We start from the raw sequence: 14,259 nt of genomic DNA, 5'->3' as shown, positions 1-14,259 counted from the left end.
GGGAGACTGCCATGCGCTTTTCCGATCTGACCCAACGTATCGCCGGGGACGGCGCCGCCGCCTGGGACATCCACTACCGTGCCCTGGAACTGCTGGACAAAGGCGAAGACGTGCTGCTGCTGTCGGTTGGCGATCCGGATTTCGACACCCCGGCGCCGATCGTCCAGGCCGCCATCGACAGCCTGCACAACGGTCACACCCATTATGCCGACGTGCGCGGCAAGCTGGCCCTGCGCCAGGCCATTGCCCGCCGCCATCAGCAGCGCAGCGGCCAGCCGACCGGCGCCGATCAGGTGACGGTGCTGGCCGGGGCCCAGTGCGCGCTGTTCTGCGTGGCCCAGTGCGTGCTCAACCCTGGCGATGAAGTGATCGTCGCCGAGCCCATGTACGTCACCTATGAGGCGGTGTTCGGCGCCTGTGGCGCCACGGTGATCCCGGTACCGGTGCGCCCGGAGCACGGCTTCCGGGTGCAGGCCGAAGATGTCGCCGCGCGCATCACCCCCAAGACCCGCGCCCTGGCCCTGAACAGCCCGCACAACCCCTCCGGCGCCAGCCTGCCGCGCAGTACCTGGGAGGCGCTGGCCGAGTTGTGCATTGCCCATGACCTGTGGATGATCTGCGATGAGGTCTACAGCGAGCTGCTGTACGACGGCGAACACATCAGCCCCGGCAGCCTGCCGGGCATGGCCGAGCGCACGGCGACCCTCAACAGCCTGTCCAAGTCCCATGCCATGACTGGCTGGCGGGTCGGCTGGGTAGTGGGCTCGCCAGCGCTGGCCACGCACCTGGAGAACCTGGCACTGTGCATGCTCTATGGCTCGCCGGATTTCATCCAGGATGCGGCGGTAGTAGCGCTGGAGCAGCAATTGCCGGAGCTGGCAGCCATGCGCGAAGCCTACCGCCAGCGCCGCGACCTGGTCTGTGAGTGCCTGGCCGACTGCCCGGGCCTGCGTGCGCTCAAGCCCGATGGTGGCATGTTCGTGATGGTCGATATCCGTGAAACCGGTCTCAGCGCCCAGGCGTTCTCGAATCGCCTGCTCGATCACCATGGCGTGTCGGTGCTCGCTGGTGAAGCCTTCGGTCCCAGCGCCGCCGGGCATATCCGCCTGGGCCTGGTGCTCGGCGCCGAACCGCTGCGCGAGGCCTGCCAGCGCATTGCCCGCTGCACCGCCGAGCTGATGGAGGGCAAAACCCATGCGTGACTATTCGCGGCTGTTTATCGATGGCAGCTGGCAGTTGCCGTCGGGCCAGGGCCTGGCCGAAGTGATCAACCCGGCCACCGAAGCAGTGGCAGGCCGGGTACCGCTGGGCGACGAGCAAGACGTCAACCGGGCGGTGGCAGCGGCTCGCCACGCCTTTGGCCGCTGGTCGCAAACCCCGTCGAGCGTGCGCGCCGGCTACATTCGCGCCCTGGCCGAACAGCTCAAGGTCCGCGCCGATGAGATGGCGGCCGTCATCACCCGCGAGCTGGGCATGCCGGTGCAGTGGTGCCGGGCGGTGCAGGTCGATGGGCCGATTGTCGGCCTTGAGCAGTACATCGAACTGGCCGGGCTGATGGACGAGGTGCGTGAAGTCGGCAACTCGCGGGTGGTGCGCGAGGCGGTCGGTGTCTGCGCCTTCATCAACCCCTGGAACTACCCCCTGCACCAGTTGATCGGCAAACTGGCCCCGGCATTGGCCGCCGGTTGCACGGTGGTGGTCAAACCGAGCCAGGAAACCCCGCTGCACGCGTTTTTGCTGGCCGAGATGATCGAATCCATCGGCTTGCCGGCCGGGGTGTTCAACCTGGTCAGCGGGCCGGGGGCCAAGGTCGGTGAGGCGCTGGCCCGTCACCCGCAGGTGGACATGGTCTCGTTCACTGGCTCCACCGGTGCCGGCGTGCGCGTGGCTCAGGCCGCGGCGCCGACGGTCAAGCGCGTGTGCCTGGAACTGGGTGGCAAGTCGCCGCTGCTGATCACCGCCGATGCCGACCTCGACGCCGCGGTGCGTTATGGCGTGCAGGACGTGATGATCAACTCCGGGCAGACCTGCACGGCCCTGACTCGCATGCTGTTGCCGGCCAGCCGCTATGAAGAGGCCGTGGCAATCGCCCTGGATGAAACCCGCCAGCTGGTCATGGGCGACCCGCAAGACCCGAACAGCTTCCTCGGACCCATGTGTTCGGCGGCGCAGCGGCGCACCGTGCTGGACTACATCCGCATCGGCCAGGAGGAGGGCGCACGGCTGCTGTGTGGCGGTGACACGGGGCCGGGCTTTGAGCGCGGCTTCTATGTGGCGCCGACGCTGTTCGCCGACGTCGATAACCGCATGCGCATCGCCCAGGAAGAGATCTTCGGCCCGGTGCTGTGCCTGATCCCCTATGCCGATGAAGCCCAGGCGCTTGCCCTGGCCAACGACTCACCCTTCGGTTTGTCCAGCGCGGTGTGGGCGGCGGACCGCGAGCGGGCCCTGCAACTGGGCCGGCAATTGCGGGCCGGGCAGTGCTTCGTCAATGGCGCGGGGTTCAATTACCAGGCGCCGTTTGGCGGCTACAAGCAGTCGGGCAACGGCCGCGAGTGGGGCGAGGAAGGCCTAGCCGAGTTCGTCGAAGTTAAAGCGATTCAGTGCTGATGAGCCTGAAGGCGTCCCGTATTGCTGTGCACACCGTTTAAGGACTCCCCATGAATGTACTGATCGTTCACGCTCACCCCGAGCCGCAATCCTTTACCGCCGCCTTGCGTGACCAGGCTATCGAAACCTTCACCGCCCAGGGCCATCAGGTGCAGGTCAGCGACCTGTACGCGATGAACTGGAACCCGGTGGCCAGCGCCGATGACTTCGTCAGCCGCGAGAACCCCGATTACCTGGTGTATGCCCTGGAGCAGCGCCTGGGGGTCAAGAGTCAATCGATTGCCGCCGACATCCAGCAGGAGCTGGACAAGCTGTTGTGGGCCGACCTGCTGGTGCTCAACTTCCCGATCTTCTGGTTCTCGGCACCGGCCATGCTCAAGGGCTGGATCGACCGGGTGCTGGTCTCGGGGGTGTGCTATGGCGGCAAACGCTTTTACGACCAGGGCGGGTTGGTGGGCAAGAAGGCGCTGGTGACCGTGACCCTGGGCGGGCGCGAGCACATGTTTGGCGACGGGGCGATTCACGGGCCGCTGCAAGACATGCTGCGGCCGATTTTGCGCGGCACCCTGGCGTACGTTGGCTTCGAGGTGCTGGAGCCGTTTGTGGCCTGGCATGTGCCATATATCAGCGATGAGGCGCGCAAGGACTTCTTGCGTAGCTACCGGCAGCGCCTGGCGCATTTGTCCGATGACCAGCCGCTGGAGTTTCCGCGCTTGGCGCAGTTTGATGAGCAACTGTATCCATTGGCTTGAGGGTGGCTGTAGCGGCCTCATCGCCGGCCTTGCCGGCGATTGGCCGCAAGGTAAATGCTGCGCACCTACCCATTCGGGGTATGGTCCCCATTACCGGCTCCCTCGATAGTAACCCCGTCGGCTCACACCGAGCAGATCCTAGTGACACGACGGAGTGGCTATGCGAAAGACACTGAAGGTGATTTCCAGTCTGTTGCTCGCGCCCCTGGCAACGGCGGCGCTCGCCGCCGAGGGAGAGGCGGCCAACACACTCAGGCTGTACAACTGGACGGATTACATCGGCGAAACGACCCTCGCCGACTTTGAAACAGCCACCGGCATCAAGGTGATCTACGACACCTTCGACGGCTATGAAACGGTGCAGACCAAACTGCTGACCGGGCGCTCGGGCTACGACCTGGTGGTACTCAACGCCTCCCTGGTACCGCCGCTGATCAAGGCGCAGGTGTTCCAGCCGCTGGACAAAACGCAGCTGCCAAGCTGGAGAAATCTCGACCCGCAGGTCGTGAGCAACCTGCAAGGCTACGACCCGGGCCTTGCCTACTCGGCACCCTACACCTGGGGCAGTTCCGGGGTGACCTACAACGTCGACAAGATCAAGGCACGCATGCCCGACGCGCCCATCGGTTCGCTGGCCATGCTCTTCGACCCCAAGATTGTCTCGCGCTTTGCCGACTGCGGCGTGACCCTGATGGACGCGCCCAGCGAAGTGATCCCGCTGGCCCTCAAGTACCTGGGGCGCGACCCCAACAGCGCCACAGCCGATGACCTTGAAGCCGCCCAGGCGCTGCTGCTCGGCGTGCGGCCATTCATCAAGAAATTCGACTCGGTCAATTACCTGACCAGCCTGCCCAATGGCGATACCTGCCTGGCCCTGACCTGGTCCGGCGACTACGCCACCGCACAGGCGCGGGCAGAGGAGGCGAACAAGCCCATCAAGCTGGCGTTCTTCATCCCCCAGGAAGGCTCGCTGATCTGGTTCGACAACTTGTACCTGCCCAGCGACGCGCCGCACGCGGCCAACGCCCATCGCTTCATCGAGTTTTTGCTGCAGCCGCAGAACATCGCCAAGGTCACCAACTACATCCATTACGCCAACAGCAACGCCGCCGCCACGGCGCTGGTGCAGGCCGAGATTCGTGACGACCCGGCGATCTACCCGGACGCCGCCACCCGCCAGCGCCTGTTCGCGCAGAAGACCCAGAGCGGCAAGGACATGCGCGCCATTACCCGGGTCTGGAGCACGGTCAAGACCGGTAGCTGATTGCCATTTTCCCCTCGCCAAGGACACTGCCATGGCCACCCCAAACAAAACCTTTTCAGCACCCGCCGCCAATGATTGCCTGGTGGCGGCCGACAAAGCCCACTACATGCACGGTTACCACGTGTTCGATGAGCACGCCGAACACGGTGCGCTGAACATCGTCGAAGGCCAGGGCGCCTATATCTACGACACCGATGGCCAGCGCTTGCTCGATGCCGTCGGCGGCATGTGGTGCACCAACATCGGCCTGGGCCGTGAAGAGATGGCCCTGGCCATCGCCGACCAGGTGCGCCAGTTGGCCTATTCCAACCCGTTCTCGGACATGGCCAACAACGTCGCCATCGAACTGTGCGCAAAACTCGCCAGCCTCGCTCCGGGCGATCTCGATCACGTGTTCCTCACCACCGGCGGCTCGACGGCGGTCGATACCGCCTACCGGCTGATCCAGTACTACCAGAACTGCCGCGCCAAGCCGCACAAAAAGCACGTGATCGCCCGCTACAACGCCTATCACGGCTCCACTTGCCTGACCATGTCGATCGGCAACAAGGCCGCCGACCGCGTGCCCGAGTTCGACTATGGCCATGAGTTGATCCACCACGTCTCCAACCCCAACCCGTACCGGGCGCCGGATGGCATGGACGAGGCGGCGTTTCTCGACTTTCTGGTGGCCGAGTTCGAAGACAAGATCCTGTCCTTGGGCGCCGACAACGTCGCGGCGTTCTTTGCCGAGCCGATCATGGGCTCGGGCGGGGTGATCATCCCGCCCAAGGACTACTTCCTGCGCATGTGGCAGGTGTGCCAGTCCTACGACATCCTCTTCGTTGCCGACGAGGTGGTGACGTCCTTTGGCCGCCTGGGCAAGTTTTTTGCCTCGCAGGCGCTGTTCGGCGTGCAGCCGGACATCATCACCACCGCCAAGGGCCTGACCTCGGCCTATTTGCCGCTGGGCGCGTGCATCTTCTCCGAGCGCATCTGGAAGGTCATCGCCGAGCCGGGCAAGGGCCGCTGCTTTACCCACGGTTTTACCTACAGCGGCCACCCTGTGTGCTGCACCGCGGCGTTGAAAAACATCGAGATCATCGAGCGGGAGAACCTGCTGGCCCATGTCGATGAGGTCGGCGGCTACCTGGAGCAGCGCCTGCAGAGCCTGGCCGGGCTGCCGCTGGTGGGCGAGGTGCGCTGCATGAAGCTGATGGCCTGTGTCGAATTCGTTGCCGACAAGCGCAGCAAGGCGCTGTTTGCCGATGAGGTCAACATCGGCGAGCGCATCCACCGCCGGGCCCAGGCCAAGGGCTTGCTGGTACGGCCGATCATGCACCTGAACGTGATGTCGCCGCCGCTGATCATCACCCATGCCCAGGTGGACGAGATCGTTGAGACCTTGCGCCAGTGCATTGTCGAAACGGCAGAAGAACTGGTCAGTGAAGGCCTGTGGGAGTGGGCTTGACCCGCGATGAGGCTAGTCCATTCAATGCATCAAGTGTTGGCTGGACTACGACCGCTTCGCGCTCGATCGCGGGTCGAGCCCGCTCCCACAGGTCCGGCTACACAAACCCGCTGTGGGAGCCTAGACTGCCGGGCATGAGCCGAGCCACCGCCGACACCCCGATCTGCCTGTCTTTCTCTGCCCTGCAGCAATGGCATGCAGCGCTGCAGCACGCCTTTGCCCGCAGTCACGAGACGGACGCCCTGGCAACCCTCGCTGCCGCCCTGAGCCAGTTGGTGGCGGTCGAGTCGATGATGATCAGCCTCGAACGCCAGGGCCACCCGCCGCAGCTGCTCTACCAGCAAGGCATCCCCGAGCGTTACCGCGATGCGATCCTCAACCGCTACTTCACCGCCGGTTACCTGCTCGACCCGTTCTGCCTGGCGGTGGAGAAGGGCCTGGCGCAAGGCTTTTACCACCTGCAGGAGATCGCCCCGGACCACTTCTTCGACAGTGACTACTACAAGACCTACTACCTGGGCACGGGCTGCACCGAAGACAGCTACTACATCGTCGACATCGACCCACACAGCAAGATCTCCCTGAGCCTGTTCCAGGGCTACGGCGCCAGCCCCCTGAGCGTTGAGCAACTGCACCTGCTGCAGGCGGTGGAGCCGATGGTGCGTGAACTGATCAGCCGCTTCGCCCAGCACGGCCTTGCGCAAACCCGCGAAGCGGATAGCCAGGGCAGCGTCCAGGCGGCCTTCGACAGCTTTGGCTGCCAGGTGCTGACCGAGCGCGAGCGCGAAGTGGCGCAGATGATCCTGCGCGGTCACTCGGTGAAGTCCACCGCCGGCGAAATGGGCATCTCCCCGGAAACCGTGCGCATGCACCGCAAGAACCTCTACCTTAAACTGGAGATAAACTCCCAGTCCGAGCTGTTTGCGCGCTTTATCGACTGGTTGCGCCAAGGCTGACCCTCGGCCTTGTGGAGGCCCTGATGAACCGCACTACCGCGCAGCACCTGCAGGCCTTGAGCCGCGACGGCTTCGTGGTGTTGCCGGGCGTGCTCGACAGCGCGCAGGTCAACCTGCTGCGTCACGCCATCGACCGGCTCAAAGCGTTTCACTGGGATTACAGCGGCGGCCTGATCGAGCACTACAAGTGTGTGTTCAACCGCGACCCGCTGTGGCTGGCGTTCCTCGATCTGCCCGGGGTGATCGAACTGGCCGAGGCGGCGTTGGGTGAGGATTGCCATATCATCGGCCAGACCGCCTGGCGCTGCCATCCGGGTTACCAGGGCATGCCGTTGCACCTGGACTACCTGATGATGGAGGCCGCCCCGGCGCTGATGGCCGACCCGGCCTTTGAGCTGCCGATGCAGATCTGCACCGTGCAGTTGTACCTGGATGACATCGACGCCGACCTGTGCCCGACCCGGGTGATTGCCGGGAGCCACAGGGCAGGGCGCGCGCCACGCAAGGATGAGCACAGCTGGCAGGGCCGTCCCCCGCAGCCGGTGCTGTGCCAGGCCGGCGACGCCCTGGTGTTTCGCAGCGAGCTGTGGCACGCCGGTAGCGACAACCGCAGCGCAGAGCGCAGCCGTTACATGCTGCAGGTGCACTACGGCCGACGCATGGTCGCGCAAAAATTTTCGCCCTACCTGCACTTTCAGTTCAACCCGGCGGTGCTGGCCGCCGCCACGCCGCGCCAGCGCCGCTTGCTCGGCGATCACGCCGAAGCCGAGTACGACTGAAGCTCAAGCCGCGCCGCGGATCGCCAGCACGTTGCACAAGCGCTGTTCCAGCACGTGCTCGGTGGTGCTGCCGGTCAGGCGTTCGAGCAGCTTGCGCGGGTGGTTGCCCATCACCAGCACGTCGGCGCGGCTGTGGCTGACGAACTCGGCGATGCTGCGAGTAATAGGCGCCGACAGAAAGTGCTGGCGCTCAACCGGTACCGCGTGGCGCTCGGCCAAGCGCTCGAAGGCTTTGTGAATCGACTTGCGCACATCATCGCCAAAGCCCGGCATGGTCACGGTGCCAGCACCGAAGTCGGCCATGTGGGTGTGGGCGCTGTCGCACACATGCAACAGGTGCAACTCGGCGCTGCATTGGCGAGCCAGGTCGGCTGCGGCCTGGATCACGCTTTCATTGAGGTCGCTGTGCGGGTGTTCGGGGTGGGTCGGGTCGACAGCGGCGACAACGATGCGCGGCAGCGGGCAATGCACGTCGGTGACCAGGTGCACCGGGCACGGGCACTCGCGCAGCAGTTGCCAGTCCAGCGGCGCCACCACCAGGCGCTTGAGCAGGGCTTCGTGGTGTACATCCTTGATCAGCAGGTCCGGGCCGATTTCGGCCACCTGGGTCAGTACCGCTTGCAGCACGTCCCGGGCCAGGATCACGTCGGTGGTGACGCGGATGCCGTTTTCATGCAGTAAGGTGGCTTCATCGGCCAGCCACTGGCGGTTGTCCTGCATCAGCTTGTCCAGGTGCTGCTCGTCGCCGCTCATCAGGCCCAGGGTATCGACCTCGTCGATAAAGGCGCAGATATGCAAGGCGGCGCCCGTGGCGTGCGCCAGGGCGGCGGCACGTTCCAGTGCCGGGGTGTGGCGCAGGTCGCAGCCGACCATTAAGAATAGGCGTTGGTACTGGCTCATGGGCACCTCCGGTAGCGTTGTATTGCCAGCCCCCGTGCTTGAAGTCTAGTCCATGGTGCTGCCCGAAGCGCCTGGCGGCTCCAGTGCAGGCTCCTCGGCCGGGCTGTCGGCGGCCAGCGGCTGCGCCACCCAGCTCATGAACAGCTCGTAGCCCACGGCCAGCACCACCGGGCCGATGAACAGGCCGATGATGCCGTTGGTCAGCATGCCGCCAAGCGCCCCGATCAGCACCACCGGCATCGGCACGGCAACCCCGCGGCCCAGCAGCAACGGTTTGAGGACGTTGTCGCACAGCCCGGCGAGCAAGGTCCAGATGGCGAAGATCACCGTGCTGACGCCAACCCCGTCATGGGCAAACACGTAGATCACCACCGGCAAGGTAACCAGCAGTACCGGCAGTTGGGTGATGCCCAGCAGCAGTACCAGCAGGGCCAGCACGCCGGCCGCGGGTACGCCCATGACCACCAGGCCGATGCCAACCAGCAGCATCTGCACAAAGGCGATGCCGACCACGCCCTGGGCCACGGCGCGAATGGTCGCGGTGCACAGCGCGGCCAGTTGCTCGCCGCGCTGCGGCCCGGAAATGCGCTTGGCAATGGCCACGGCCGTGCGCTGGCCATTGTCGCCCTTGGCCATGATGACCCCGGCCACCACCAGGGCAACCACGAACACCAGGATGCCCGAGCCGATTCCGGCCAATTGGGTCAGCAAGGTCTTGCTTACGCCCTTGAGGTGTGGGGCCACCTGCGACAGCGCCCAGCTCAGGTCGCTGCTGGCATGGGCCCAGATACCGTACAGCGGCGCGCCGATCAGCGGCCAGTCGCGCACGTTGTCGGGCGGCGGCGGGATTTCGATGTGTTGGTCTTCGAAACCATGGATGCCCTGCTGCACAGTGTCGGCCACCGAAGTACCGAGCAGGCTCAACGGCCCGATCAGGCAGGCCAGGCCAATGATCACCAGCACCACCGCCGCCCAGCCCGGGCGCCCGCCAAGCCAGCCGCCCAGGCGCTGGTTGAGGGGGTAGAGGGTGATCGCCAGGATCACCGCCCAGAGCATCAGGCTGAGAAACGGTCGGAAGATCTCGAAGCAGAACATCACCAGGGCGGCGATCAGCCCGGCGCGGATCAATACATCGAGCAGTTCCCGGGCAGTGCCCAGGTGGAGTGGGTGATTGTTGGCCATCAGCGTGTCCTCGGGCAGGCAGTCCGGTCTTCAGCGCAGCGCCGGGCAACGGCTGGCGCCGCCGCTGGCAGCCTGGCTGACCAGCTCGGTGAAGCGTTTGAGGTTCTGTTGGTGGGCCAGCACCAGATCGTCGATGCTGGTGCCGGCCGGGGTCTGGATCACGCTGCGGCAGTTCAGCACCGCGTTGCCGGCACGCAAGCGCCAGCGGGCATCGAACAGGGCGTATTGCCCCGGCACCGAGTCAAAGCGCTGGACCTCCACGCGCAAGCCCTGGCGCGGTTGGGCAGTGCTGCTGACGAACTGGTTGACCAGGGCATTGCGCAACTCGTCGGCGAGGCTTGCGCCCCACCATTCGGTCTCGAGGATCGCCAGGCCGCTGTTGCCCTGGCGAATCACTACCTGTGGCCGATCGACCTGGGGCGGCACGCTGACCTGCTCCAGCTGTATATCGACGCTGCTGGCTGGCGCCGGTTGCTGCGGGATCAGCGTGTGGTAGTGGATCGGGTCGCTGCGGCAGGCGGCCAGCAACACCGCCAGGCTCAACACTGCAAACGGGGAGGCATGCGCCATAGGTGTGCTCCTGCGGTCAATTGCGCGACGAAGGTTTCAGCGAGTCAGCGGGTGCATCCTTGGGCCGGCCACGCAGCAGCGATTCAGGATTGCGTCCCAGGTAATCGGCCAACTCGCGCAGCGAGCGCGACATGCGCCCCAGCTCGTCGAGGGTCTGGGTCAGTTGCTCGCGCTGCGGCGAGTCCTCGGCCAGGGTCGAGTTGGCCGACTGCAGGGTCTTGCTGACTTCCTGCAAGGTGCCCTGGACGCCCGGCAAGGTGCGGCTGTTGAACTGCTGCAAGCTTTTGCGCAATTCCACCAGGTTGGCGTCGAGGTTGTTGGCGATGCGCTCGAGCGGCAGGCGGTTGAGCTTTTCGACCATGGCCTGGAACTGCTCCTGCAGTTGCTCCAGGCTACCCGGTACGGTGGGGATGGTAATCGGCCGGGCTGTGGGGTCGAACACCACCTTGGGCGCCTTGGGGTCGAAATCCAGGGCGATGTACAGCTGCCCGGTGAGCAGGTTGCCGCTGCGGGCCTGGGCGCGCAGGCCGTTGTCGACGAAAGAGCCGAGCAATTGCGCGGCGGCCTTTTCGTCGTCGGGGTCGTGGTTCAGTGCCTTGAGCAGCTTGGTGTGGGCCCGGCCCAGGCGTTGCGGGTAGATGACGATACCGACATTGACCGGGAAGGTGCGCTTTTCGACGTCGAAGTCGAGGTTCACCGAAACCACCGAGCCGATTTCCACCCCGAGGAATTCCACCGGGGCACCGACCTTGAGGCCGCGCAGGGCCTGGTCGAAGCGCAGGCTCAGGTACTGTGCCTTGCCATGGGGCGGGGCGAGCGCCCGGGCGCGGTCGTCGAACAGCTCGAACTGGCGGTCTTCGGCGGCCACCTGATCGTCGGGGCTGTAGTCCGGGGCGCGAAAGGCGATACCGCCGACGATCACCGACGACAGCGACTCGGTGCGAAAGGCAAAGCCGTTGGCGCCGACTTCGACATCGACACCGCTGGCGTTCCAGAACCGGGTGTTGTCGGTGACGAAGGCATCGTTGGGCGCGTTGATGAACACCTCGATACTGACCCCTTTGCCGTTCTCGTCGAGGCTGTAGGCCACTACCTGGCCGACCGGAATCTTGCGGTAGTACACCGGCGAGCCGACGCCCAGCGAGCCAAGGTCGCTGGCATGCAGGAAAAAGCGCTTGCCCGGTTCGCCATAGGTGATCGGCGGTGGCGATTCGAGGCCGATGAAGGCCTTGGCGCGGGTGTTCGATTCGCCGGAGTCAGCGCCGATGAAGTCACCGGACAACAAGGTATCGATACCCGACACGCCGCCGGCGCCGATGCGCGCGCGCACCACCCAGAACTTGGCGTCTTCACGGGTGAAGTTTTCGGCCTGCTTGACCAGCTTGACCGTGGCGGTGACGTTCTTCTGGTCCTTGCTCAGCTCCACGGCGGTGACCTGGCCGATCACCACGTTGCGGTACTTGACCGCGGTTTTGTTGGCCTCCAGGCCCTGGCCGGTCTTGAAGGTGATCTCGATGGTCGGGCCTTGCTGCATGACGTTGTGCACCACCAGCGACAACCCCACCAGTACGGCCACCAGCGGCACGATCCATACCAGCGAGATGCTGAAACGGCGGGTCTTGACCGCGGGTTGGCCGGGTTGTGGGCTGTCTTGGCGGGTATCAGTCATCGGCCTGCTCCTTGTCGCGCTGCCAGATCAGTCTAGGGTCGAAACTCATTGCCGCCAGCATGGTCAGCACCACGACCATGCCGAAAAACAGAATGCCCGGGCGTGGCGCGATGTCGCCCAGGGCCTGGAACTTGACCAGCGCCGCCACCAGGGCGACCACCAGCACATCGAGCATCGACCAGTAGCCGATCAGCTCGACGAAGCGGTACAGACGTGCCCGTTGCGTCTGCGCCCAGGTGCTCTGGCGCTGCACGGTGATCAGCAGCAGGGCCAGGGCGACGAACTTGGTTGCCGGCACGGCGATGCTGGCAATGAAAATGATCAGGGCGATGTCCCAGGCACCGTGCTCCCAGAACTCCATGACGCCGCTCATGATGGTGCTGTCGGCGCCGCTGCCGAACAACGTGGTGTTCATCACCGGCAGCAGGTTGGCGGGGATGTAGAGCACCAGCGAGGCGATCAGGTAGGCCCAGGTACGGGCCAGGGAATCGGGCTTGTGCGCATGCAGCGGCGCACCGCAGCGCTCGCACTCGTGCGGCTGGTTGCTGTTGTCGCAGGCCATGCCGCAGGCGTGGCAGAGCACCAGGTTGAGCTCGGCGGCGCGTGGCGGGCGGTTCATGGCAGCAGGTCCCAGAGTTCACGGATATCGCGCCCGGCGATGCGCAATATCAGCAGGCTCAGGGCCGCCAGGGCCAGCAGGCCGATGCCCGGCAGCACATCGAGCATGCCGGCCAGCTTGAACACCGCGACCATGGCGCCGAGCAGGCACACCTCGAGCATGCTCCACGGGCGCAGGGTTTCCAGCCAGCGCATGCACAGGCTGAAGCCCGGGGCGCGGCCGCCGGCCAGGGCAAAGCCGAGCACCCAGATCAACAACAGCAACTGGAACACCGGGGCGATGATGATCGAGATCGCCGCCACCAGGGCGATGAAGGTGATGGGCCCGGTGGCCAGGGCCTTGACCGAATCCCACAGGGTGGCGCTGTTGTGCAGGCCTTTGAGGCTGATGCTCATGATCGGGTAGAAGTTGGCGAACACCCAGAGGATCAGCGCAGTGACGCTCAAGGCCAGGCGCTGCTGTACGCTCAGGCCGTTATAGCGCTGCAGCACGGCGCCGCAGCACTGACACAGGGCTTTCTGGTGCTTGCCGAGGCTGGCCTTCTGGTACACGCAGTCGCAATGTTCGCAGATGATCAGCTGATGGGTATCCAGCATGGCGCGCGCTCTGGCTGCGGGCGGGGACTAGGTCAATATAGTCGGCGCTGGCGCGGGGCTGCGGATTTTTTCCCCCGCAGGCTCCCCACAGGTGCTGGCGTGGTGAAGCGGGCAGGTGCGCCAGTTTCAACGCCTGGGCAGCGGCGCGCGGCAGTTGGGCGAGAAACTCATCGAACCGCGCCTTGTCGGGGACATAGCGCCAGCCCGAGATACCGACGTGCAAGTGCGCTTTGCCAGGCTTCATAGGGTTCGGTCGCTCAATGTCCAGGACGCAGCCACCGGCACTTGTGAGTTCCATTGGAAAAACCGGAACCTCTGTCGTTGTCTGCGGTTCAGAACAGATAGTGGTCACAAAAAACCACCAAGCACCACTCCCAGACGAGGATTTTCATGATGAGTACACTTTTGCGCACCGGGGCCTTTGCACTGGCCTTCAGTCTTGTCGGCGCCGTCCATGCCGCCCAGGATGCCGACGACTTTGTCGAAGACGCCTCGGCCAAGGGCGTGGCCGAGGTTGAAGCGGGCAAGCTGGCCCAGGAGAAAGGCACCAGCAGTGACGTCAAGGCGTTCGCCGACATGATGGTCAAGGATCATCGAGCGGCCAACCAGAAGCTCAAGGTGCTGGCCACCAGCAAGGACATAAAGGTCTCCACCGATGCCGACCTGATCGACAAGGCCAAGGCCATGATCCTCGAGCTGCGCGGCGCCAAGTCCTTTGACCAGGCCTATGCCAACAACCAGGTCAAGGCCCACGAAGCGGCCATCGAACTGTTCCAGGATTACGCCAAGGACGGTAAGGACGCTGAACTCAAGGCCTTCGCCACCCAGGCCCTGCCGACCCTGCAGGCCCACCTGGAAAAAGCCCGGGCACTGGCCGCTGCGCACGGCGGGGATGAAGCCAAGCCTTGATCT

14 protein-coding genes are annotated in these 14,259 nt (G+C 64.9%); 8 read left to right on the top strand and 6 right to left on the bottom strand.

The features are described from left to right. The first annotated feature begins 11 nt into the window (after positions 1–11). From PspR32_RS13830 to PspR32_RS13800, 7 genes are all read left to right on the top strand, one after another. On the top strand, positions 12–1,202 hold the full coding sequence (locus PspR32_RS13830; protein WP_159388706.1) for a pyridoxal phosphate-dependent aminotransferase: 1,191 nt from the start codon (positions 12–14) through the stop codon (positions 1,200–1,202). Then, positions 1,195–2,610 carry an aldehyde dehydrogenase family protein gene (locus PspR32_RS13825; protein WP_159388705.1) on the top strand — a complete coding sequence of 472 codons (1,416 nt, stop codon included), beginning with the start codon at positions 1,195–1,197 and terminating at the stop codon, positions 2,608–2,610. Before PspR32_RS13830 ends, PspR32_RS13825 begins: the two co-directional genes overlap by 8 nt. Before the next feature lie 50 nt (positions 2,611–2,660). Continuing rightward, the gene (locus tag PspR32_RS13820; RefSeq protein ID WP_159388704.1) at positions 2,661–3,362 is read left to right on the top strand and encodes an NAD(P)H-dependent oxidoreductase; all 702 of its coding nucleotides are present in this window, start codon (positions 2,661–2,663) and stop codon (positions 3,360–3,362) included. 160 nt (positions 3,363–3,522) lie between these two features. Beyond that, positions 3,523–4,626 (top strand): polyamine ABC transporter substrate-binding protein, encoded by a 1,104-nt coding sequence (locus PspR32_RS13815; RefSeq protein WP_159388703.1) that lies wholly within the window; start codon positions 3,523–3,525, stop codon positions 4,624–4,626. 31 nt (positions 4,627–4,657) lie between these two features. Beyond that, positions 4,658–6,076 carry an aminotransferase gene (locus tag PspR32_RS13810; protein WP_159388702.1) on the top strand — a complete coding sequence of 473 codons (1,419 nt, stop codon included), beginning with the start codon at positions 4,658–4,660 and terminating at the stop codon, positions 6,074–6,076. Between the two features lie 134 nt (positions 6,077–6,210). After that, positions 6,211–7,032, top strand: a complete 822-nt coding sequence (locus tag PspR32_RS13805; RefSeq protein ID WP_159388701.1) for a LuxR family transcriptional regulator — start codon at positions 6,211–6,213, stop codon at positions 7,030–7,032. A 23-nt stretch (positions 7,033–7,055) separates the two neighbouring features. Next, a complete protein-coding gene (locus tag PspR32_RS13800; RefSeq protein ID WP_036997141.1) occupies positions 7,056–7,811 on the top strand; it encodes a phytanoyl-CoA dioxygenase family protein in 756 nt (251 codons plus the stop codon). 3 nt (positions 7,812–7,814) lie between these two features. On the opposite strand, the gene PspR32_RS13795 is transcribed toward PspR32_RS13800, so the two are convergent. Genes PspR32_RS13795 through PspR32_RS13770 form a run of 6 tightly spaced genes read right to left on the bottom strand, consistent with a single transcriptional unit; the run spans position 7,815 to position 13,347 of the window. Then, a complete protein-coding gene (locus PspR32_RS13795; protein ID WP_010227106.1) occupies positions 7,815–8,711 on the bottom strand; it encodes a universal stress protein in 897 nt (298 codons plus the stop codon). A 45-nt stretch (positions 8,712–8,756) separates the two neighbouring features. Then, positions 8,757–9,893: an AI-2E family transporter gene (locus PspR32_RS13790; protein ID WP_036997143.1), complete on the bottom strand. Its 1,137-nt coding sequence runs from the start codon at positions 9,891–9,893 to the stop codon at positions 8,757–8,759. A gap of 30 nt (positions 9,894–9,923) precedes the next feature. Beyond that, a complete protein-coding gene (locus PspR32_RS13785; protein WP_159388700.1) occupies positions 9,924–10,463 on the bottom strand; it encodes a PqiC family protein in 540 nt (179 codons plus the stop codon). Between the two features lie 16 nt (positions 10,464–10,479). Next, positions 10,480–12,132 (bottom strand): PqiB family protein, encoded by a 1,653-nt coding sequence (locus PspR32_RS13780; RefSeq protein ID WP_010227111.1) that lies wholly within the window; start codon positions 12,130–12,132, stop codon positions 10,480–10,482. Then, complete coding sequence (locus PspR32_RS13775; protein ID WP_010227113.1) at positions 12,125–12,751, bottom strand: paraquat-inducible protein A; 627 nt, start codon at positions 12,749–12,751, stop codon at positions 12,125–12,127. The genes PspR32_RS13780 and PspR32_RS13775 overlap by 8 nt, the downstream gene beginning before the upstream one ends. Next, complete coding sequence (locus tag PspR32_RS13770; protein WP_010227115.1) at positions 12,748–13,347, bottom strand: paraquat-inducible protein A; 600 nt, start codon at positions 13,345–13,347, stop codon at positions 12,748–12,750. The genes PspR32_RS13775 and PspR32_RS13770 overlap by 4 nt, the downstream gene beginning before the upstream one ends. Before the next feature lie 393 nt (positions 13,348–13,740). On the opposite strand from PspR32_RS13770, the gene PspR32_RS13765 reads away from it, so the two are divergent. Then, complete coding sequence (locus PspR32_RS13765) at positions 13,741–14,256, top strand: DUF4142 domain-containing protein (RefSeq protein ID WP_010227117.1); 516 nt, start codon at positions 13,741–13,743, stop codon at positions 14,254–14,256. The last annotated feature ends 3 nt before the right edge of the window (positions 14,257–14,259 follow it).

Source organism: Pseudomonas sp. R32 (assembly GCF_009866705.1).
Classification (GTDB): Bacteria; Pseudomonadota; Gammaproteobacteria; order Pseudomonadales; family Pseudomonadaceae; genus Aquipseudomonas; species Aquipseudomonas donghuensis.
The sequence above is the reverse complement of the archived record's forward strand: the minus strand, read 5'-3'. Positions and strand labels throughout refer to the sequence as shown.

Excerpts from the sequence above, each read along its gene's own strand:
- PspR32_RS13830 (WP_159388706.1), top strand. The coding sequence starts at position 12 with ATGCGCTTTTCCGATCTGACCCAACGTATCGCCGGGGACGGCGCCGCC.
- PspR32_RS13825 (WP_159388705.1), top strand. The coding sequence starts at position 1,195 with ATGCGTGACTATTCGCGGCTGTTTATCGATGGCAGCTGGCAGTTGCCG.
- PspR32_RS13820 (WP_159388704.1), top strand. The coding sequence starts at position 2,661 with ATGAATGTACTGATCGTTCACGCTCACCCCGAGCCGCAATCCTTTACC.
- PspR32_RS13815 (WP_159388703.1), top strand. The coding sequence starts at position 3,523 with ATGCGAAAGACACTGAAGGTGATTTCCAGTCTGTTGCTCGCGCCCCTG.
- PspR32_RS13810 (WP_159388702.1), top strand. The coding sequence starts at position 4,658 with ATGGCCACCCCAAACAAAACCTTTTCAGCACCCGCCGCCAATGATTGC.
- PspR32_RS13805 (WP_159388701.1), top strand. The coding sequence starts at position 6,211 with ATGAGCCGAGCCACCGCCGACACCCCGATCTGCCTGTCTTTCTCTGCC.
- PspR32_RS13800 (WP_036997141.1), top strand. The coding sequence starts at position 7,056 with ATGAACCGCACTACCGCGCAGCACCTGCAGGCCTTGAGCCGCGACGGC.
- PspR32_RS13795 (WP_010227106.1), bottom strand. The coding sequence starts at position 8,711 with ATGAGCCAGTACCAACGCCTATTCTTAATGGTCGGCTGCGACCTGCGC.
- PspR32_RS13790 (WP_036997143.1), bottom strand. The coding sequence starts at position 9,893 with ATGGCCAACAATCACCCACTCCACCTGGGCACTGCCCGGGAACTGCTC.
- PspR32_RS13785 (WP_159388700.1), bottom strand. The coding sequence starts at position 10,463 with ATGGCGCATGCCTCCCCGTTTGCAGTGTTGAGCCTGGCGGTGTTGCTG.
- PspR32_RS13780 (WP_010227111.1), bottom strand. The coding sequence starts at position 12,132 with ATGACTGATACCCGCCAAGACAGCCCACAACCCGGCCAACCCGCGGTC.
- PspR32_RS13775 (WP_010227113.1), bottom strand. The coding sequence starts at position 12,751 with ATGAACCGCCCGCCACGCGCCGCCGAGCTCAACCTGGTGCTCTGCCAC.
- PspR32_RS13770 (WP_010227115.1), bottom strand. The coding sequence starts at position 13,347 with ATGCTGGATACCCATCAGCTGATCATCTGCGAACATTGCGACTGCGTG.
- PspR32_RS13765 (WP_010227117.1), top strand. The coding sequence starts at position 13,741 with ATGAGTACACTTTTGCGCACCGGGGCCTTTGCACTGGCCTTCAGTCTT.